Source organism: Piscinibacter gummiphilus, assembly GCF_032681285.1.
GTDB classification, from domain to species: Bacteria; Pseudomonadota; Gammaproteobacteria; order Burkholderiales; family Burkholderiaceae_C; genus Rhizobacter; species Rhizobacter gummiphilus_A.
Map to the genome: position 1 here is coordinate 3,195,262 of NZ_CP136336.1, position 17,741 is coordinate 3,213,002.

17 protein-coding genes are annotated in these 17,741 nt (G+C 66.5%); 14 read left to right on the top strand and 3 right to left on the bottom strand.

Annotated elements, in window-relative coordinates:
• Positions 1-24: 24 nt before the first annotated feature.
• From RXV79_RS14890 to RXV79_RS14900, 3 genes are all read left to right on the top strand, one after another.
• On the top strand, positions 25-939 hold the full coding sequence (locus tag RXV79_RS14890; RefSeq protein WP_316698568.1) for an ABC transporter permease: 915 nt from the start codon (positions 25-27) through the stop codon (positions 937-939).
• A 1-nt stretch (position 940) separates the two neighbouring features.
• A complete protein-coding gene (locus tag RXV79_RS14895; RefSeq protein WP_316698569.1) occupies positions 941-1,738 on the top strand; it encodes an ABC transporter ATP-binding protein in 798 nt (265 codons plus the stop codon).
• A gap of 78 nt (positions 1,739-1,816) precedes the next feature.
• Positions 1,817-3,361 (top strand): amidohydrolase family protein, encoded by a 1,545-nt coding sequence (locus tag RXV79_RS14900; protein WP_316698570.1) that lies wholly within the window; start codon positions 1,817-1,819, stop codon positions 3,359-3,361.
• An 11-nt stretch (positions 3,362-3,372) separates the two neighbouring features.
• On the opposite strand, the gene RXV79_RS14905 is transcribed toward RXV79_RS14900, so the two are convergent.
• Positions 3,373-4,350 carry an NAD-dependent epimerase/dehydratase family protein gene (locus RXV79_RS14905; protein WP_316698573.1) on the bottom strand — a complete coding sequence of 326 codons (978 nt, stop codon included), beginning with the start codon at positions 4,348-4,350 and terminating at the stop codon, positions 3,373-3,375.
• A gap of 99 nt (positions 4,351-4,449) precedes the next feature.
• Here RXV79_RS14905 and RXV79_RS14910 point away from each other — a divergent pair, with 99 nt between their 5' ends.
• From RXV79_RS14910 to RXV79_RS14920, 3 genes are all read left to right on the top strand, one after another.
• Complete coding sequence (locus RXV79_RS14910; RefSeq protein WP_316698574.1) at positions 4,450-4,992, top strand: TetR/AcrR family transcriptional regulator; 543 nt, start codon at positions 4,450-4,452, stop codon at positions 4,990-4,992.
• Positions 4,970-5,512 carry an SOS response-associated peptidase gene (locus tag RXV79_RS14915; RefSeq protein ID WP_316698576.1) on the top strand — a complete coding sequence of 181 codons (543 nt, stop codon included), beginning with the start codon at positions 4,970-4,972 and terminating at the stop codon, positions 5,510-5,512. Before RXV79_RS14910 ends, RXV79_RS14915 begins: the two co-directional genes overlap by 23 nt.
• 486 nt (positions 5,513-5,998) lie before the next feature.
• The gene (locus RXV79_RS14920; RefSeq protein ID WP_316698578.1) at positions 5,999-8,176 is read left to right on the top strand and encodes a GNAT family N-acetyltransferase; all 2,178 of its coding nucleotides are present in this window, start codon (positions 5,999-6,001) and stop codon (positions 8,174-8,176) included.
• A 308-nt stretch (positions 8,177-8,484) separates the two neighbouring features.
• Here the strand turns inward: RXV79_RS14920 and RXV79_RS14925 are convergent, their stop codons facing one another.
• Positions 8,485-8,637, bottom strand: a complete 153-nt coding sequence (locus tag RXV79_RS14925) for a hypothetical protein (RefSeq protein ID WP_316698579.1) — start codon at positions 8,635-8,637, stop codon at positions 8,485-8,487.
• A 273-nt stretch (positions 8,638-8,910) separates the two neighbouring features.
• Between RXV79_RS14925 and RXV79_RS14930 the strand changes: the two genes are divergently transcribed.
• Positions 8,911-10,122, top strand: a complete 1,212-nt coding sequence (locus RXV79_RS14930; protein WP_316698581.1) for a hypothetical protein — start codon at positions 8,911-8,913, stop codon at positions 10,120-10,122.
• A 222-nt stretch (positions 10,123-10,344) separates the two neighbouring features.
• Here RXV79_RS14930 and RXV79_RS14935 read toward each other — a convergent pair whose 3' ends face one another.
• On the bottom strand, positions 10,345-11,733 hold the full coding sequence (locus RXV79_RS14935) for an aminotransferase-like domain-containing protein (protein WP_316698583.1): 1,389 nt from the start codon (positions 11,731-11,733) through the stop codon (positions 10,345-10,347).
• A 291-nt stretch (positions 11,734-12,024) separates the two neighbouring features.
• Here RXV79_RS14935 and RXV79_RS14940 point away from each other — a divergent pair, with 291 nt between their 5' ends.
• The 7 genes from RXV79_RS14940 to RXV79_RS14970 are packed head-to-tail and all read left to right on the top strand — an operon-like array spanning position 12,025 to position 17,723.
• The gene (locus RXV79_RS14940) at positions 12,025-12,507 is read left to right on the top strand and encodes an MSMEG_0572/Sll0783 family nitrogen starvation response protein (RefSeq protein WP_201812159.1); all 483 of its coding nucleotides are present in this window, start codon (positions 12,025-12,027) and stop codon (positions 12,505-12,507) included.
• A 1-nt stretch (position 12,508) separates the two neighbouring features.
• Positions 12,509-13,501, top strand: a complete 993-nt coding sequence (locus RXV79_RS14945; protein WP_316698587.1) for a Nit6803 family nitrilase — start codon at positions 12,509-12,511, stop codon at positions 13,499-13,501.
• Complete coding sequence (locus tag RXV79_RS14950) at positions 13,494-14,618, top strand: MSMEG_0568 family radical SAM protein (protein ID WP_316698588.1); 1,125 nt, start codon at positions 13,494-13,496, stop codon at positions 14,616-14,618. The genes RXV79_RS14945 and RXV79_RS14950 overlap by 8 nt, the downstream gene beginning before the upstream one ends.
• An 11-nt stretch (positions 14,619-14,629) precedes the next feature.
• Positions 14,630-15,199, top strand: a complete 570-nt coding sequence (locus RXV79_RS14955; RefSeq protein WP_316698590.1) for an MSMEG_0567/Sll0786 family nitrogen starvation N-acetyltransferase — start codon at positions 14,630-14,632, stop codon at positions 15,197-15,199.
• 7 nt (positions 15,200-15,206) lie between these two features.
• The gene (locus RXV79_RS14960) at positions 15,207-16,235 is read left to right on the top strand and encodes a sll0787 family AIR synthase-like protein (RefSeq protein WP_316698592.1); all 1,029 of its coding nucleotides are present in this window, start codon (positions 15,207-15,209) and stop codon (positions 16,233-16,235) included.
• Complete coding sequence (locus RXV79_RS14965; protein ID WP_316698593.1) at positions 16,232-17,422, top strand: MSMEG_0565 family glycosyltransferase; 1,191 nt, start codon at positions 16,232-16,234, stop codon at positions 17,420-17,422. Before RXV79_RS14960 ends, RXV79_RS14965 begins: the two co-directional genes overlap by 4 nt.
• Positions 17,423-17,432: 10 nt before the next feature.
• Positions 17,433-17,723 carry an MSMEG_0570 family nitrogen starvation response protein gene (locus tag RXV79_RS14970; protein ID WP_316698594.1) on the top strand — a complete coding sequence of 97 codons (291 nt, stop codon included), beginning with the start codon at positions 17,433-17,435 and terminating at the stop codon, positions 17,721-17,723.
• The last annotated feature ends 18 nt before the right edge of the window (positions 17,724-17,741 follow it).

Here is a 17,741-nt window from a genome sequence, read left to right on the forward strand (position 1 = left end):
GCGGCGCATGCAAAGGAACCCTTCATGTCTGCGCTGCCCATGACCGGCATCGACTCCACCCAGGGCAGGCCGGCTGCCCGCCCCCCGGGCCCCAGCTCGGCCACCCGCCAGAAAGCGCTCGCCCTCCTGCGGGGCACGCTCTGGTGGCTGGCCTCGGTTGGCACCTTCGTCGCGATCTGGGAATTCTGCTGGTGGCAAGGCCTGGCCGACCCGCTGATGCTGCCGCCACCGCACATGTTCCTGGCCAACCTGCCCGAGCAGTTCAAGTTCTTCGACCCGGCCGGCGCGCGCAGCCTGGAAGAAGACGGCGGCGGCCTGCTGTCGGTGCTGATCGTGATGGCCTGGACCTCGATGCGCGTGGTGCTGGGCCTGGCCATCGGCTTCGTGGGGGCCGTGGGCGTGGGGGTGGCGATCCGCTACTTCCCCGTCTTCGGCAAGCTCACGCTGCCCACGCTCACGCTACTCACGCCGATCTCGCCGGTGGCCTGGCTGCCGGTCGCGATCTTCATCTTCGGCATCGGCAACGTGCCGGCGATCTTCCTCGTCTTCATCTCGGTGTTCTTCATCATCGTGCTGTCGACGCTCTCGCAGATCGACTCGGTGCCGGCGGCCTACCTGCACGTGGCCCGCATCATGGGGGCCAACAAGCACCAGCTGTTCCGCCACGTCATCCTGCCGACCATCCTGCCCTCGCTCTTCATGACGCTGCGGCTCAACCTTTTCGCGGCGTGGATGGTGGTGCTGATCGCCGAAGCGGTGGGCGTGGGCTCGGGCCTCGGGCAGATCGTGATGATGGCGCGCAACACCTTCAACGCGAGCCTGGTGTTCTTCACCATGACGCTGATCGGCCTGCTCGGCTTCGCGTTCGACCGCGGCCTACTGTGGGTGCAGCAGCGCGTGTTGTGGTGGGTGGGCCCGTCGGCCGTGGGAGGCAAGTGAGATGAGCACCAAGCGACCCCTCATCAGCCTGCGCAACGTGCGCAAGGTCTGGAATCCCGACACACCCAAGGCGCTCACCGCCATCGACGGCCTGTCGTTCGACGTGGCGCCGGGCGAGTTCGTCGTGCTGCTGGGCCCCTCGGGCTGCGGCAAGAGCAGCCTGCTCTACATGGTGGCCGGGCTCGAATCGGCGAGCGACGGCGAGCTCGAGTGCGACAGCCTGCCCATCACCGGCCCCAGCACCGACCGCGGCATGATCTTCCAGGAAGCCTCGCTCTACCCTTGGCTCACGATCGCCGACAACGTGACCTTCGGCCTCAAGCTGCAGGGCGTGTTCCCCGAGAAGCGCCGCCGCATCGCGCAGGAGCTGCTGCTCAAGGTGGGCCTCGCCGATGCCGCCGACAAGCGGCCCGACGAGCTCTCGGGCGGCATGCGGCAGCGTGCGGCACTGGCCCGCGCGCTCGCCATGCGGCCCAAGGTGCTGATGATGGACGAGCCCTTTGCGGCGCTCGACATCCAGACGCGCGCCAAGATGCAGGGCCACCTGCTCGAAGTGTGGCGGGCCAGCGGCGCGAGCGTGCTGCTGGTCACCCACTCCATCGAGGAGGCGCTGGCATTGGCCGACCGCATCGTGGTGTTCACCGCGAGGCCCGGCCGCATCAAGGAGATCGTGCCGGTCGACCTGCCGCGGCCGCGCTCGATGCGCGACCCGCAGGTGATCGCGCTGCAGCAGCGCCTGGCCGACCTGCTGGCCGACGAAGTGGACCGCGCCTTCCTCGAACAGGAAGCCGCGGTCTGAGCTCGACATGAAGACCGCCACGCCGCCGGCCAACGCACCGGCGGCGCGGCCAAGCTCAACCCCATTCAGGAGAAAGACATGACAGCAGCCCTGGTTCGCGCCAAGTGGATCGTCACCGGCGTGCAAGACCGCCACACCCCCCACATCGTCAGCGACGGCGCCCTCGTGCACGAGCACGGCAAGGTGGTCGCCGTGGGCCCGTTCGACGAGATGCGCCAGCGCTTCCCCGATGCGCCCGTCACGCAGTACCCGCGGCACATGCTGCTGCCGGGTTTCGTCAACAGCCACCACCACGTGGGCCTCACGCCGCTGCAGCTCGGCTCGCCCGACTACGCGCTGGAGCTATGGTTCGCGAGCCGCATGTCGGCACGCGACGTTGACATCCACCTCGACACGCTCTACTCCGCCTTCGAGATGATCGCCTCGGGCATCACCACCGTGCAGCACATCCACGGCTGGATGCGCGGCAGCTTCGAACAGGTGCACGGCGCATCGAGCGCGGTGCTCAAGGCCTACCAGGCCATCGGCATGCGCGCCTCGTACTGCTATGCCGTGCGCGAGCAGAACCGCCTGGTCTACGAAGATGACGCCAAGTTCTGCGCCAGCCTGCCGAGCGACGTGGGCGTGCCACTTGCCGAGCACCTGAAGCAGGCCACGCTGAGCTTCAGCGATCACATGAAGCTCTACAAGATGCTGCGCGACGAGAACGTGGGGCAGACGCTCACGCGCATCCAGCTCGCACCCGCCAACCTGCACTGGATCACCGATGACGGGCTGATGACGCTGGTGGAGCAGGCCAAGGCCGACGACGTGCCGATGCACATGCACCTGCTCGAGACCGTCTACCAGAAGGAATACGCCCGCCGCCGCACCGGCACCACCGCCGTCAAGCACCTGCACAAGCTGGGCGCGCTCGGGCCGTGGATGACGCTCGGCCATGCGGTGTGGCTGACCGAGGAAGACGTGGAGCTCGTCGCGCACAGCAAGACCTGCGTGTGCCACAACTGCAGCAGCAACTTCCGCCTGCGCAGCGGCGTCGCGCCGGTGAACGAATTCGAGAAGCGCGGCGTGACGATCGGCATGGGCCTCGACGAAGCCGGCATCAACGAAGACCGCGACATGCTGCAGGAGATGAAGCTCGCGCTGCGTGCGCACCGCGTGCCGGGCATGAACGACGACGACGTGCCGAGTTGTCCGCAGGTGCTGCGCATGGCGAGCGAGCACGGCGCCAAGACGACAGCTTTTCGCGGGCAGATCGGCCGGCTCGACCCGGGCATGCAATTCGACGCGGTGGCCATCGACTTCGACGCCGCGATGTACCCCTTCCAGGACGACGACATCCCCCCGCTCGACGCCCTCATCCAGCGCGCCCACCAGCGCCATGTCGACACGGTCTACGTGGGGGGCGATCCGATCTACAGCCAGGGCCGCTTCAAGTACATCGACCGCGACAAGGTGCTCGGCCAGATCGCCGAAGCGCTGTCACGCCCGCGCTCGCCCGACGAGGTGAAACGGCGTGAGCTGTCAAAGGCGGTGTTCCCGCACGTGAAGCAGTTCTACGCCAACTACCTGGAAGGCGAGCCTGCGCGACAGCCGTTCTACGCGCCGTCGTCACGGACCTGAGACCTCCAGCCCTAGGCTGCGAGCATCGCCCGCAGCCCAAGCTCGCGAGACATCACGGGCCGATAGCCCAGCTCACGCTGCGCCTTGGCGATGTCGACCGTGAAGGGCGCGCCGATCAGCCGCAGCATCTGCCGCGTGATCGGCGGCTCGCCCTTGCGTGAGAAGGTGCGCCACACCCACTCCATCACGCTCGCCATGACCCAGGCCACCGGCAAGGGGGCAGAGGCTTTCGGCGGCGCGATGCCGCGGGTCTGCAAGAGACCGGAGATCACGTCCTTGAGCGTGCTGTCGGCACCATCGCTCACGAAATAGGCCTCGCCGCCACGGCCCTTGTGTACCGCCAGTTCGAGCGCGTGGCAGACGTTGTCGACATGGGCGGTGGACATGGCCTGCGAGCCATCACCGACCCAGCGGAATTGCCCCGCCTTCACCGTCTCGACCATGTGCGCAAGCGTCGGCATGCCCGCACCCCAGATCATGGGCGGGCGCACCACCACCGTTTCGAACACGCCGGGCCGGTTGGCGCCCAGCACGAGCGACTCGCTCCTCGCCTTCGAGGCGCTGTAGGGCGCCCAGGCGCGCTCGTGGCGCGGCAGCGATTCGTTGGCGCGCAGCATCGGCGCCATGTCACCCATCACCACGGCCGCCGCGCCGAGCTGCACGAAGCGCTTGACCGACGCGCGCTGCGCCGCCTGCAACAGCATCGCCGTGCCGTCGACGTTGGACCGCTCGAACTCAGCCGGGTCGCCCCAGAGCTTGAAGTGCGCCGCGACGTGGAAGACCGCGTCGCACCCCTCGCAGGCCTGCGCCAGCGAGGCTGCATCGTCGAGGGAGCCGCGCACCGGCTGCGCCCCCCGGCTGCCTACAATCCGGGCCGCCTCTTCACTGCGTGCCAGTGCTCGTACGTGCCACCCTTGGGCGACCAGACGCTCCACCAATCGGCCACCCACGAAACCTGATCCACCCGTCACGAGGCATGTCGTCGTCATCTGTCGCTCCTATATCAACGATATACGAATAGTATGTCGCAGGCATAGTGCTGTCAAGGACCGGCGTTTTCGGCGCTTTGCGAGTTTTCGAGGACAGGCATGGACACTGGAACGGCAATACTTGACGCAGCCTCGGCCCTGCTCGACGCGCAGGGCCCCGCTGCGCTGACGACGCGCGCCATCTGCGACGCCGCCGGCATCAAGTCACCCACGCTGTACCACCACTTCGGCGACAAGGACGGGCTGGAGCGCGCCCTCATCCAGCGCGGCATGGCCGACTTCATGCGGCGCAAGCAACAGGCGATCGCGTCAGCCGACCCGATGGACCAACTGCGCGCCGGGTGGGACATCGCCCTCGAATTCGCGCTCAAGCGCCCTGCCCTCTACTCGCTGCTGGCCCATCACGCTCGCCTGGAGCCGGCGCTGCTGGACGACGCCTACGCCGTGATGCAGGCGCGGGTGCAACGCCTGGTCGACATGGGCCGGCTGCGCGGGCCTGTCGAGGCGACGGCGCGCACCATCTGGGCCGCCTCGCAAGGCGCGCTCTCGCTGGTGCACCGGGGGTTGCCGCGCAAGGAGATTGAAGCGACGAGCGGGGTGCTCTTTGAGGCGGTCATTCGTGCGCTGGCGCAGGCACCTTGATGTTGGGTTGCAAGACCTGACCCCGGGCGCTATTGCGCACAACGCGCGCAGAGAGACCGTGGCCACGCTGAAGAGCTTCAAGCCGGCGTGGAGCAAGGCCCAGCGCTGCATCATCCCGGCCGAAGCGATCTATGAGCCGCGCTACTGTGGCACCGTCGAGAAGCCCGGCAAGTCAGTCCGCTACCGCATCAGCCAGCCGGGTGACGTGCCGCTGGGCATCGCGGGCATCTACCAGCGCTGGACAGAGCCACGTGGCGACAAGTCCTTCTTCACGTTCACCATGCTCACGGTGAATGCGGACGGGCACCCCTTCATGCAGGACTACCACAAGCCAGGCGATGAGAAACGCATGGTGGTCATCCTCGATCCGAAGGACTACATGGCCTGGCTCACCTGCCCGATTGACGATGCGCCGAAGTTCTTCAGACAGTGGATGGGCGCGCTTGTGGGCGAGCCTGCGCCGCCGGCGCGAGGCGTCAAGACGGCGCCACCGCCGCCGCCTCAACAGGAGTTGTTCTAGCGGCCTGGTGTGAGGGCATTCGTTGCGTCCGCCTCAGCATCTGTGTCGACGGCTAGTGTGCAGCGGTTGCGGTCCTGGGCCGCGGGCCGGGTGAACGCCCCTTTTTGCTGCATTGCTGTCGACCGCGAAGCGTTCTTAGGGGCGCGCTATTGACGCAAGGCCCCATTCATGGGCAACGGTTGGACTACGTTGGCAAGCGTCAGTGCGACGGCGACCACCGAACGGGCTGTCTGCGCCGCGAGCGTGCACGGAGAAGGCTGCATCGAAGTTTCTCCAGCTCACCATAGGAACCGGACAGGCTCACCGGGTGAGCCTGTCCGGGTTGAGCATGGGCAGATGCTCTTACTCTCCGACGCCAAAACAACCCGAGGCTTTGATCGCGGGAGCAATCGCGGTCGAGTCTTGCCGCTATCGGGTAGTCCCTTCACCGGACGATGCTCCGCTACAGTTGATCCATCGGTCCGGAGTGGCTGGGGAGGAGAACTAGTGGCGAGCAGACAAGAGGCACAGACGCTGATCTTCGAGACTGCCTCGGAGGTTGCGCCGTTCATAGACGAGGTCATCGAGGCTGCAAACCGTGAGCGCCTCGCGCTAGGCTTCCTTCCGGCGAGCCTGTTCAAAGAGCAGGCGCGCAAAGGCAATCTGTTCGTGGCGGTCAGACTGAGGGAGGGGCCAAAGCTCGCCTACGCGGGGCACCTCATGTTCGATGCGCGCCGAGCGCATGCCTCGGTGCTCCAGCTCCACGTCATCCCTGAACTCCAGGGTCGCGGCGTTGCCCAACGATTGCTCGGAAGACTGAAGGCTCACCTTGAGGAGCTGGGTTTCATCTCGATTCATGCGCGTGTCGCTGAGGATCTGAAGCAGGCGAACAGGTTCTGGGAGCGCAATGGCTTCTACGTCCAGAGCATTGCTCCTGGCGGCAAGGCACGGGATCGCACCATTCTGATCCGATCTCACGAGCTCACATCGCAGCAGTTGTTTGAGCGCAGCGGCATCACCGGGCAGAACCCTTTCGGACTTGATATCAGTCATCGCACTGAGCGGCCGATCTACTTACTCGATTTGAACGTGCTCTTCGATTTTGGGCCCCGAAGGCCCCGCAGAGATGCTGCAGTAGACCTGTTCCGAGCCGAGCGGTTCGGCTCCTGTGAGCTTGCGCTCAGTTCAGAGCTTCAAGAAGAGTTGGTTCGCAATCTGTCCGCGCCGGGCCGCACCGATCCCATGCTCGCCTGGGCGACCACCTTTATCACCTTCCCGGCTCCGCCGAAGGTCGACAAGGAGCGCTTGCTTGCTGATCTCGGAGGCATCGTGTTCCCGACGTCAGCAAAGGAAGGCGCATTCACTCCCAACGAAAAGTCCGACCTCACGCATCTGGCTACAGCGATCCACCATCGCCTGGGTGGGTTCATCACCAGTGATGACGCCGTGCTGGCCGCAGCGCCGGTACTGGAGGTGCGATACGGCATCGACGTCATTTCACCGACGGCGTTCCAGCCCGCAGAAAGGTTCGAAGCCGATCGTGAAGAAATGCTGGAAACCGGTAACGCTGGAGAGTCCATCATGGTGACGGCTTTCCCGGCTACCGGCGAGAGTGAGCTGCGCCAGATGCTGACGCGTCTGGGCATTGCCGATGCTGACGCGATCTCGCTATGGGGTGCCGCAGATTCGACCGAACGGATCATCCAGCGAACCGCTGTCCTGTCGGAGGGACGCCTTGTGGGATACCTTGGGTGCACTATGCAAGTTGAAGGGTCGACCATTTTTGGTCGGCTTGCCATAGACGAACGCCAACCAAATGCAACGCAAGCAGCACGGCTGCTGCTCAACAAGCTGCTGACGAAGGCCTGCGATGCGTCGCCCGCTCAGGTTCGGGTGCACCTGGCACCGCGGCAGGTCGTCGCTCGCGAGGTTGCGGCGGTGCTCGGCTTTGCTGGCTCTGAGGACGGTGCCGTGCTTTCCAAGCTGGTGATCAACCGTGTTGTCACTCTGAAGAATTGGTCGACAACAACCTCCGGGCTGCACGAACTGGCCAAACTGAGGTTGCCCGCTTCTTGCCCCTCGTTCAGAGACTTCGATCAACAGGTCGAGGTACATTGTCCAGATGGCAATCGCCGCTTTGTTCGGCTTCAGGAGCTGGAGTCAGGTCTGTCGCCCGCGATCTTCTGCCTGCCCGGCCGCAACGCCGTCATAACGCCCATCCTGCGCGAGTTTGCCGAACCGCTGCTTGGACATTCTCGACAAGACAGTTTTTTGCCGCGCTCGCGTGCATCACAGTACAGCGAACGACACTACATCAGCAGCAAGAAGACGCTGAAGCTTTTTGCACCCGGAACCATCATCCTGTTCTACGAGTCGAGCAAGGGCGGCGGCTCAAGCTCCATCGTAGCGATTGCGCGTGTTCGTCGTGCATACCTTAAGGCCGACAAAGCAACGAACGCTTCAGACTTGGATCCTTCGGTGCTCAGCGCTGAGACGCTGTCGATGATTGGTCTCTCGGAGCTGAAGACAGTGACCGCCTTTGATAATGTGATTCACCTTCCTCGACCCGTAGGTCTGGCCAGCCTGAAGCGGCTCGGCTGCGGCGAGTCGACCCAGCTGATTACGACGCGTCGTATAACGCCTGAACAGCTCGAGAGAATCCTTGAAGAAGGCTTCGCACAATGACAACCACCCACGCACTAATCTCACTGGAACAGCGCTTCGCCGACGGAATTCTGCGATCAACTAAGCGAGTGGAGCTTCGGCGCCGGCCTATGCGCCTGGAGGTGGGAACGACGATCTGGATGTACGTCAAAGTGCCTGTGGGAAAGGTCGTTGGGTCAGCCCAGGTGCACTCAACGCACGAACTAGCCCCTTCCACGCTGTGGCGCCGGTATGGTGACGTCTCAGGACTGGCAAGAGGCGAGTTCTACGACTACTTCTATGGCCTCTCGAAGGGCTTTGTTGTCCTTCTCACGAACCCCAAGCGACTGTCAGAACCAGTCAGTCTCGATCAGCTGCGCGAATTGAACGGCGCCTTTCAGCCACCTCAGTTTTTTCAGCACCTCGCCAATGATGGCCCGTTTGTCTCGGCGTTCACGCGCAAAGTCAGCGACCGCCAAGCTCCACGAGCGCGCGATGTGCAAGAGCCGCAGTTCCAGGGTGTCTGCACTGTATAGAGTTGGTATCGAGGGCACCCGTGCTTCACGGCTTCGTATGACGCGCGAGCTGAGCTCGAGACGCGAGAACGACGTATGAGGATCGGAGCGGAACGGCGGCTGCCTAAACAAGCTGGAATTCGACGCACGGGACGCGAACGACCGAGCTCAGCCTTGATCATCCGAAGTGGAGTTCAGTCGGCAAATCTGCAGCGAGAGCCGAATTCGAACGCCTGGCAGTGGACTATTGGAGAGGGCTAAATGGGAGTTGTCAGAGAGTACGCAGAGTGCACTGTCTGTGGATCAAAGCTGATCCTGCGTGTGGGTGTCAGCGTTGAGAACAGTTGCACGCATACCTTTGACTGCCCGAACTGCCACACCCCAATTTCCATCGATCTCAAAACTGGTGGACCTGGTGAGGCTTGGGTGGAGGGTCGCGAGAATGCCAAGGTGATTGCTGAGGAAGACGGCATTGAGTCAATCGTGAATCTGCACCCGGCATTTGCGTTCAAACGTTCAGACTATCGATCGAAACTTGCTTTCGCATCTGGGTACCACATCAGCCTGACACACGGCAAGATGCGCCTCGTCGACGGCAAATTCCAGGACTTCGCAACTCAATTCGAAGTTCCGGACACGCCCCAGGTCTGGTCTCTAGTTAGAAGCGTGATGGTGCTTGCGCTCAAGAGCGACCCCGGCAAAATCCTCCAGAAGCAGATTGGTGCCTACGAAGCTGCCCGCAAGATTCACAAGCCGCACTTCACTTGTCCGACATCATTCAAAGTCGTTGCTTCGTTCTTTGACGACATCTTCTATCCCGCGATAGGCGGACTGCGGTCGCCGCTCCGGGCCTTCGTCCGCGCAGCGGCACAGGCTCATCCATCGGAGCTCGCGCGATTGAAGAAGTACTATCGATCAGATGTTCAAGCACAGGCCCTGGAGCGATACCTCGCCACATTCGGGGACTACTTTCGAATGTTCGATCAGTTTCGACAGGTACTGACACATGTACGTGTCGGCAGCGAAGATGTCGATGACTTGATCGTGGGCTCGAAGCGATTCGATGAGATCAAGCTCTACTACGGCCAAGCGTACGAAACCCTCACCTCAAGCTATACGACGCTGGCCTGCCTGAACAACATCTCGGCCGGGCGGCCGTTCGACGAATTCAAGTCAATGTCTCTCGCGAAATTTGTGAATGACGTCGACAAAGCAAAGAGATCGAATCCGTTTGCAGACGAGCCCACGCTTAGCGCGTTCACGAGATTTGAAAACAGCGGGCTGCGGAACGGTTCACATCACGCTTCGATATGGCGCGAAGGAGATTTCATCAAGTTCCGAAGCGGCGGGACAGGGGCTGAAAGGGACATCGCTTACAGCCGATACATGCATATATGCAATGGCATCACAATCGCTATTGCCGCATTGCTGTTAGTTGAACTCGAATTCTTCAGCGACATCGCCCTAGAGTAGAGATCAAGGATCAGAAACACCGTGAAGTAACGCGAGGACCTTTCGCCTAGTGAAGGCCGCTAGCCGACTTTCAGTACAGGCGGTGGCCGCTGGCGATCGACGCGCGCTAGCGGTGACTCGGGATGTCTCTGAGCACGCGTACTTCGGATCAACGTAAGTATCGACAGGTGTTTGCTCGTAAAGAGCGCTGTCACTGAGACGCGTCACTACAACGAGCGCAGATCACTCCGACAGCTCCGCCGCCCCGAGCGCCCGCGCCACGGCCCGCAACGCCCGCCCACAGTCATCCCGATTTAACCCACCCCCCAAACACAGCCGCAACCCTTCCGGCGGCTGCCGATCCGTCGAGAACGCACTGGCCGCCACCGCCGCCACCCCCAGCTCCCGCAACGCACTCGCAATCTGCGTAGCCGACGACCCCGCGTTGGCATCCCCTTCCGGCAACGGCAGCCACCCATGGAACCCCTGCGGGTGCACCCGCAGCCCATACGCCCCGAGCCGCTCGCGCATCAGCGCACTGCGCCATCCGCACTCCGCCCGCACCGCCGCCAGCACCTCGCGCCCATGCCCCTGCTCGAGCCAGTGCGAGACCACCGCGTTGATGAAGGGCGAGGCCATCACCGTCGTCGCGCGCAGGGCGCCGGCCAGGCGTTGCTGGGCGGCGTGCGTGGGCGCGAGCGCGTAGGCCACGCGCATGCCGGCGCCCAGCCACTTCGAGAGGCCGCTGATGTAGTAGGTCAGCGCGCCGGCGTAGTCGGCCAGCGCCGGCGGCGTGGCGGCGGGCAGCATGCCGTAGGCGTCGTCTTCGATGATGGGGATGCTCAAGCGCAGCGCGATGTCGGCAATCTGCTCGCGGCGGCGCATGGGCAGCGTGGCGGTGGTGGGGTTGTGGATGTTGGGGCAGAGGTAGATCGCGCCCACGGGCGTGCTCTTGCACGCGGCCTCCAGCTCCTCGGGCACCAGGCCGTGCTCGTCCATCGTGATGGGCAGGAGCTGGGTGCCAAGCTGCGCCGCAATGGCCTTCAGGCCGGGGTACACCAGGCTCTCGACGCACAGGCTCTGGCCGGGCTTCACCAGCATCGACACCAGCGCCAGCAGCACGGCGTGGATGCCCGGCGCCACCAGCACCCGGTCGGCCTTGGCCTCGGGCACCCACTGCGCGAGCCAGTGCGCGGCGAGCTCGCGATCGTGCGCGGTGCCGCCAAAGTCTTGGTAGCGCATCAGGTCGTGCAGCGTCGAGTGGGTGATGGCCTCGGCGGCGCTCTGCTGCAGCGCCTGCATCGCGGGGTGGTCCTCGATCTCGGGCGGCATGTTCATCGTCATCTCGGCGCCGGTGCCGGCGCGCAGCGGCAGGCCGATGAAGGAGCCGCGCACGTACGAGCCCATGCCGGGGCGTGAGGCGATCAACCCGCGCTCGCGGGCCGAGGCGAAGCCGCGCACCACCGTCGTGTAGTTGAGCTGCAGCGTGATGGCCAGCTCGCGCAGCGGCGGCAGGCGCTGGCGCGGGGCCAGGCGGCCCTGCTGCAGGTCTTCGGCGATCAGCTCGGGGATGAGCTGATACGCCGGCAGGCTGCTGTGGCGGATGCGAGCAATCCAGTGCGTGAACGGCATGGCCCAGTGTGCCTGTCGCACGGCTTGATTGCACGGCCCTGCCCTCGTGATGCGCGGCCATTCCAGGTGCACGCCAGCCATTGATCGGGTGCATTGATTGCATCGGCTGCTGTCTGATGGTGCGGGCCGCATCGGCGTGCCTGCGGTGGGCCTTCGTGACGGGCCGTGACCATGACGCCCCGTTGATCGCATGTTGATCGGCCGCCCGCGCCGCGGCGTGGCATGTCGCTCGCAAAGAGAGGAGCGTCCGGCGCCGTGCCGGCCCATCACCACCACGCGAGGACTCATCCCATGCCCAAGGTCACCCACCCCGCCGCCCAGAAGGGCGATTTCCTGGTCGACTACGAAGAGAAGGTGTTCGAGGACGTCAAGGCCAAGCCCGGCGAAAAGGCGCTGGTCACCTTCCACACCGTGGCCTTCGAAGGCTCGATCGGCTTCGTCAACCTGCTGCAGGCCACGCGCCTGCAACGCAAGGGCTTCGACACCTCGATCCTGCTCTACGGCCCGGGCGTCACGCTGGGCGTGAAGCGCGGCTTCCCCAAGCTGGGCGACGCGGCCTTCCCCGGCCACCAGAACTTCAACGAGCAGATCGGCAAGTTCATCGCCGAGGGCGGCAAGGTCTACGCCTGCCGCTTCGCGCTGCAGGCGCTCTACGGCCACGGCGAAGGGGCGCTGATCGAAGGCATCCGCCCGATCAACCCGCTCGACGTGCTCGACATCGTGCTGCTCCATCGCAAAGAGGGTGCGTTCATCCTCGACACCTGGACGCTCTGAGATGAGCACGAAGCCGAAGTCGGTGCGCGCCGCGGCGGCCCAGATCTCGCCCGATCTGGAGAGTGCCGACGGCACGCTCGCCCGCGTGCTCGAGACCGTGCGCGAGGCCTCGCGCAAGGGCGTGGAGCTGATCGTCTTCCCCGAGACTTTCGTGCCCTACTACCCTTACTTCAGCTTCGTGCAGCCGCCAGTGCAGCAGGGGCCGGCGCACCTGCTCCTGATGGAGCGCGCGCCCACCGTGCCGGGGCCGCTGACCGATGCGGTGGCGGCCGCCGCACGCGAGGCCGGCATGGTGATCGTGCTCGGCGTCAACGAGCGTGACCACGGCAGCCTCTACAACACGCAGGTGATCTTCGACGCCGACGGGCGCCTCTTGCTCAAGCGCCGCAAGATCACGCCGACCTACCACGAGCGCATGGTGTGGGGCCAGGGCGATGGCGCCGGGCTCACCACTGTCGACACCCGGGTGGGCCGCGTGGGCGCGCTGGCCTGCTGGGAGCACTACAACCCGCTCGCCCGCTATGCGCTGATGGCGCAGCATGAAGAGATCCACTGCGCGCAGTTCCCCGGCTCGCTGGTCGGGCAGATCTTTGCCGACCAGATGGGCGTGACCATCCGCCACCACGCGCTGGAGTCGGGCTGCTTCGTCGTCAACGCCACCGGCTGGCTGCACGAGGCGCAGGTGCGCGCCGTCACGGCCGACGAGAAGCTGCAGGGCGCGCTGCGCGGGGGATGCCACACCGCCATCGTGTCGCCGGAAGGCAAGTACCTCGCCGAGCCGCTGACCGAAGGCGAAGGCCTGGTGATCGCCGACCTCGACATGGCACTCATCACCAAGCGCAAACGCATGATGGATTCGGTGGGCCACTACGCACGCCCCGAGCTGCTGAGCCTCGTGATCCGCCGCGATGCGACCAGCACCACGCAGCCGTGGCCCTCCGTGCCCTCTCAAGAAGCCGCTCTCCCGTTGCCCGAAGGAGCCCCCCATGACTGAAGCCCTCGCGATGCCGGAGGCCTCGCGCGCCCTGATGACCGAGCTGCAGTCGCAGGGCCTGCGCCTGCTCGACCCTGCTGCTGGCGCAGCCAGCCGCCGCGGCGGCGCCGGCCCGTCGGACCACAAGGCGGTGACGGTCGACGGCGTGACGCTGATGGTGCCGGTGCACACGCACACCGCCTTCAGCTCGCCCTTCGTCGCCGACGCGCCCGGGCCCGATGGCCGCAGCGTGCTTCGGCGCGGCAGCATCCCGATCGCGAGCGTGAGCTTCCCGCGGCAGCCACGCTTCTATGCGCGCAGCACGGCCGACGGCATTCCGTATTCGCACATCGCCACGCTGCACGGCAGCGACGTGCTCGCCACCACCGTGCTGCAGACCTGCATCCGCTACGAGAGTCGGCGCAAGGCCTGCCGCTTCTGCGCCATCGGCCAATCGCTCGCGGCCGGCCGCACCATCGCGCACAAGACACCGGCGCAGCTGGCCGAGGTGGCCAAGGCCGCCGTCGAGCTCGATGGCGTGAAGCACATGGTGATGACCACCGGCACGCCGCCCACGCCCGACCGTGGCGCGAAGGTGCTGTGCGAGAGTGCCCAGGCCATCCGCGCGGCGGTCGACCTGCCGCTGCAGGCGCAGTGCGAGCCGCCCGACACCAATGCGTGGTTCCAGAGCCTGAAAGATGCGGGCGTCGACACCCTGGGCATGCACCTCGAAGTGATCGGCGACGAGCTGCGCCGCGAGATCCTGCCCGGCAAGGCCGAGGTGCCGATGAGCCGCTATTGGGATGCGTTCGAGGCGGCGGTCGAGGTGTTCGGCCGGGGCCAGGTCAGCACCTACCTGCTCGCCGGCCTGGGCGACAGCGCCGAGCTGCTGCTGTCGACCAGCGGGCGGCTGCTGGCGATGGGCGTCTACCCCTTCGTCGTGCCCTTCGTGCCCATCAGTGGCACGCCGCTCGAAGACCGCCCCGCCCCGTCGGCCGAGTTCATGCGCAGCGTGCTGGAGCCGCTGGGCCGGCTGGTGGCCGATGCCGGCCTGCGCGCCGGTGACATCAAGGCGGGCTGCGGGCGTTGCGCGGCCTGCTCCACCTTGTCGCGCTACGAAGCCCCGCTCGCCGTCTGAAGGAGCACACGATGCAGCTTCACGCCTTCGATCCGCAGCCCTGGTGCGAGCTCGACCCGTCCTACACGCCGCAGGGCTTTCGCATCCAGTGGGCCAGCGACGCGTGGATGGAACGCGAAGCACTGGCGCTGCGCCGGCAGGTGTTTTGCGAAGAGCAAGGCCTCTTCGTGCGCGACGACCTCGACGAGATCGACCGCCATGAGCCGAGCACGCGCTCGCTCGTCGCGCTCACCTGCCTGGCCGGCGAGGCCGACGAGGTGATCGGCACAGTGCGCATCCACCAGGCCGCCCCCGGCGTGTGGTGGGGCTCGCGGCTCGCGGTGCGGGCCGACTGGCGACAGCACAAGCGGCTGGGCTCGAGCCTCATCCGCCTGGCGGTGAGCAGCGCGCATGCGCTCGGCTGCGACGAATTCCTCGCCCACGTGCAGGCGCAAAACGTGCCGCTCTTCCAGCGCCTGAACTGGGAGCTGCTGGAGATGCGCGAGCTGCACGGCCGGCCGCATGGCTGGATGCGCGCCTCGCTCGCGCACTACCCGCCTTGCGCCACGCCGTATGCCGGCTTCGTGCTCACGCAAAACTGACGCGGCGATGAACCACCTGACGCAACTCGCCGAGTCGCTGCGCCAGAGCCGCGGCTTCGCACACAAGCGCGACATCGCCGCGGTGCTGCCGCAGCTCGGCGCGGTGGCCGGCATCACGAGCGTGCCGAACGGCGACGACTGCGCGGTGCTGCCCGATGCCACCGGCGACGGCCACCTGCTGCTCGCCATCGAAGGCCTGGTGCAGGACTTCATCGCCGCCATGCCCTGGTTCGCCGGCTACAGCGGCGTGATGGTCAACCTGAGCGACATCGCCGCGATGGGCGGGCGCCCCACCGCCGTGGTCGACGCCTTGTGGGCGGCCGACACCGAGACGGCGCAGCAACTCATCGCCGGCATGCGCGCCGCCTGCGAGCGCTATGGCGTGCCGCTGGTCGGCGGGCACAGCAACCTGCACGCCGGCCACGGCCAGCTCGCGGTGGCCGTGCTCGGCCGCGCCAGGCGGCTGATCAGCAGCTTCGCGGCGCGGCCCGGCGACCGGCTGCTGATGGCCGTCGACCTGCGCGGTGCGTGGCAAGGCGGCCACCCGTTCTGGAACGCCTCGACCTCGGCGCCGGCCGAGCGCCTGCGCGCCGACCTCGCACTGCTGCCGCAGATCGCCGAAGCGGGCCTGTGCGATGCCGGCAAGGACATCAGCATGGCCGGCGTGCTGGGCACGCTGCTGATGCTGCTGGAGTGCTCGGGCGCCGGCGCGCACGTGGACCTCGCGCGCCTGCCGCTGCCGCCGGGCACGCCCGGCTGGCACGAGACCGGCGATGCCGCCTTCGCCGCGCACCTGCGCTGGCTCTGCGCCTTCCCGAGCTACGGCTACCTGCTGAGCGTGCGCGAAGCGCAGGCCGAGGTGGTGCAGGAGGTGTTCGATTCGCACGGCATCGCCTGCGCCGACATCGGCACCGTGCAGCCCGGCTCTCGCCTCACGCTGCAGTTGGGCAACGCACAGACGATGCTGTGGGACCTGGCGGCCGAGCCCTTCATCGGCGCCACGCCCACGCTGCCCACACACAAGGCCGCTGCATGAACATCGCCCTGCTCACGCACTCGGTGCGCCCGCGCGGTGGCGTGATCCACACGCTGGAGCTGGCCGACGCGCTCTCGCAGCGCGGCCACCGCGTGACCGTGATCGCCTCGGCCGAGCCGGGCGAGACGCTGTTTCGCGCGACGGCGTTTCCGGTCGAGCTGATCCGCCTGCCGGTGCTGACCGGCGACCTGGTCGAGCAGGTGCGACAGCGCATCGAGGCCTTGGTGGCGGCCCTGCCCGCGGTGCTGCAGCGAGGCGGCTTCGAGCTGCTGCATGCCCAAGACAGCGTGAGCGGCAACGCCCTCGCCTTGCTGCGCGAGCGTGGCGTTCGCGTGCCGCACTGCCTGCGCACCGTGCACCACCTCGACGTCTTCGCGCAGGAGACGCTCAACCGCTGGCAGGCGCGCGCCTGGCGCGCCGCCGACGGCGTGGCCTGTGTCAGCGACACCTGGTGCGCGCATTTCCGCGAGCACTTCGGCGTGTCGCCAGCGCGCATGTTCAACGGCGTCGACCTGCGCCGCTACCGGCCGGTGGCCGACGCGCTCGATGGGCCGCGCCTGCAGTCGCTCGGGCTGGCGGACGAAGCCGGCCCGGTGTGCCTGCTGGTCGGCGGCGTGGAGGAGCGCAAGAACACCGTGCGGGTGCTGCACGCCTTCGCCACCCTGCGCCGCGACGACCCTGCATGGGCGCACGCCCGCCTGGTGGTGGCCGGCGGCGCCAGCATGCTCGACCACAGCAGCGCCCGTCGCGCCTGGCAGCAGGCGCTGGGCGAGCTGGGCCTCGCCGAAGGCCCCGGCGCGCCCGTGCTGCGCACCGGCCCGCTGCCCGACGAGATGCTGCCCACACTGATGCGCCGCGCCGACGTGCTGGCCATGCCGTCGCTCGTCGAAGGCTTCGGCCTCGTCGCGCTCGAAGCACTCGCCTGCGGCACGCCGGTGCTGGTCTCCAGTCGCCCGCCGTTCACCGAGCACCTGCGTGATGAGGCCGCCGTCGCGTGGTGCGACCCGGAGCGCATCGAGTCCATCGCCGCCGGGCTGCAATCGGCCGCGCGCATGCCCAAGCTCGACGCGCCGCCGGCCGTGTGCCTGGCCCATGCGTGGGAGCGCAGCGCGGCGCTGCACGAAGCCTGGTACCTGCGCACGCTGCGCGAATCGATCTCCACGCCGGCCGAAGCCATCACAACCTGAGACCGACCCCATGCCCGCCATGCACTACCGCCTTCGCTGGCCCGATGCCAGCGAGACCGTCTGCTACTCGCCCTCGCTCGTGATCCACGACTACCTCACTCCGGGCGAGGACTACCCGCTGCCCGAGCTGCTGCAGCGCGTGCGCGAGGCCACCGCCATCGCGAGCGAGCGTGTGCGCGAGAAGTTCGGCTTCGCCTGCTCGCGCGCCGCCGACCAGCTGCTGCAGACCGAGGCGCACGCCGCCCCCTTTGTCGATGACGCCGAGGCCCGCGTGCGCGTGGTCGCGTTCGAACCCGCCTGAGCTTTCACGAGGAGTCCC

What these genes read in the sequence shown, in the direction of transcription:
- RXV79_RS14955 (WP_316698590.1), top strand. Translation starts at nt 14,630, where the DNA reads ATGCAGCTTCACGCCTTCGATCCGCAGCCCTGGTGCGAGCTCGACCCG.
- RXV79_RS14910 (WP_316698574.1), top strand. Translation starts at nt 4,450, where the DNA reads ATGGACACTGGAACGGCAATACTTGACGCAGCCTCGGCCCTGCTCGAC.
- RXV79_RS14965 (WP_316698593.1), top strand. Translation starts at nt 16,232, where the DNA reads ATGAACATCGCCCTGCTCACGCACTCGGTGCGCCCGCGCGGTGGCGTG.
- RXV79_RS14945 (WP_316698587.1), top strand. Translation starts at nt 12,509, where the DNA reads ATGAGCACGAAGCCGAAGTCGGTGCGCGCCGCGGCGGCCCAGATCTCG.
- RXV79_RS14960 (WP_316698592.1), top strand. Translation starts at nt 15,207, where the DNA reads ATGAACCACCTGACGCAACTCGCCGAGTCGCTGCGCCAGAGCCGCGGC.
- RXV79_RS14940 (WP_201812159.1), top strand. Translation starts at nt 12,025, where the DNA reads ATGCCCAAGGTCACCCACCCCGCCGCCCAGAAGGGCGATTTCCTGGTC.
- RXV79_RS14970 (WP_316698594.1), top strand. Translation starts at nt 17,433, where the DNA reads ATGCCCGCCATGCACTACCGCCTTCGCTGGCCCGATGCCAGCGAGACC.
- RXV79_RS14900 (WP_316698570.1), top strand. Translation starts at nt 1,817, where the DNA reads ATGACAGCAGCCCTGGTTCGCGCCAAGTGGATCGTCACCGGCGTGCAA.
- RXV79_RS14930 (WP_316698581.1), top strand. Translation starts at nt 8,911, where the DNA reads ATGGGAGTTGTCAGAGAGTACGCAGAGTGCACTGTCTGTGGATCAAAG.
- RXV79_RS14895 (WP_316698569.1), top strand. Translation starts at nt 941, where the DNA reads ATGAGCACCAAGCGACCCCTCATCAGCCTGCGCAACGTGCGCAAGGTC.
- RXV79_RS14950 (WP_316698588.1), top strand. Translation starts at nt 13,494, where the DNA reads ATGACTGAAGCCCTCGCGATGCCGGAGGCCTCGCGCGCCCTGATGACC.
- RXV79_RS14935 (WP_316698583.1), bottom strand. Translation starts at nt 11,733, where the DNA reads ATGCCGTTCACGCACTGGATTGCTCGCATCCGCCACAGCAGCCTGCCG.
- RXV79_RS14890 (WP_316698568.1), top strand. Translation starts at nt 25, where the DNA reads ATGTCTGCGCTGCCCATGACCGGCATCGACTCCACCCAGGGCAGGCCG.
- RXV79_RS14905 (WP_316698573.1), bottom strand. Translation starts at nt 4,350, where the DNA reads ATGACGACGACATGCCTCGTGACGGGTGGATCAGGTTTCGTGGGTGGC.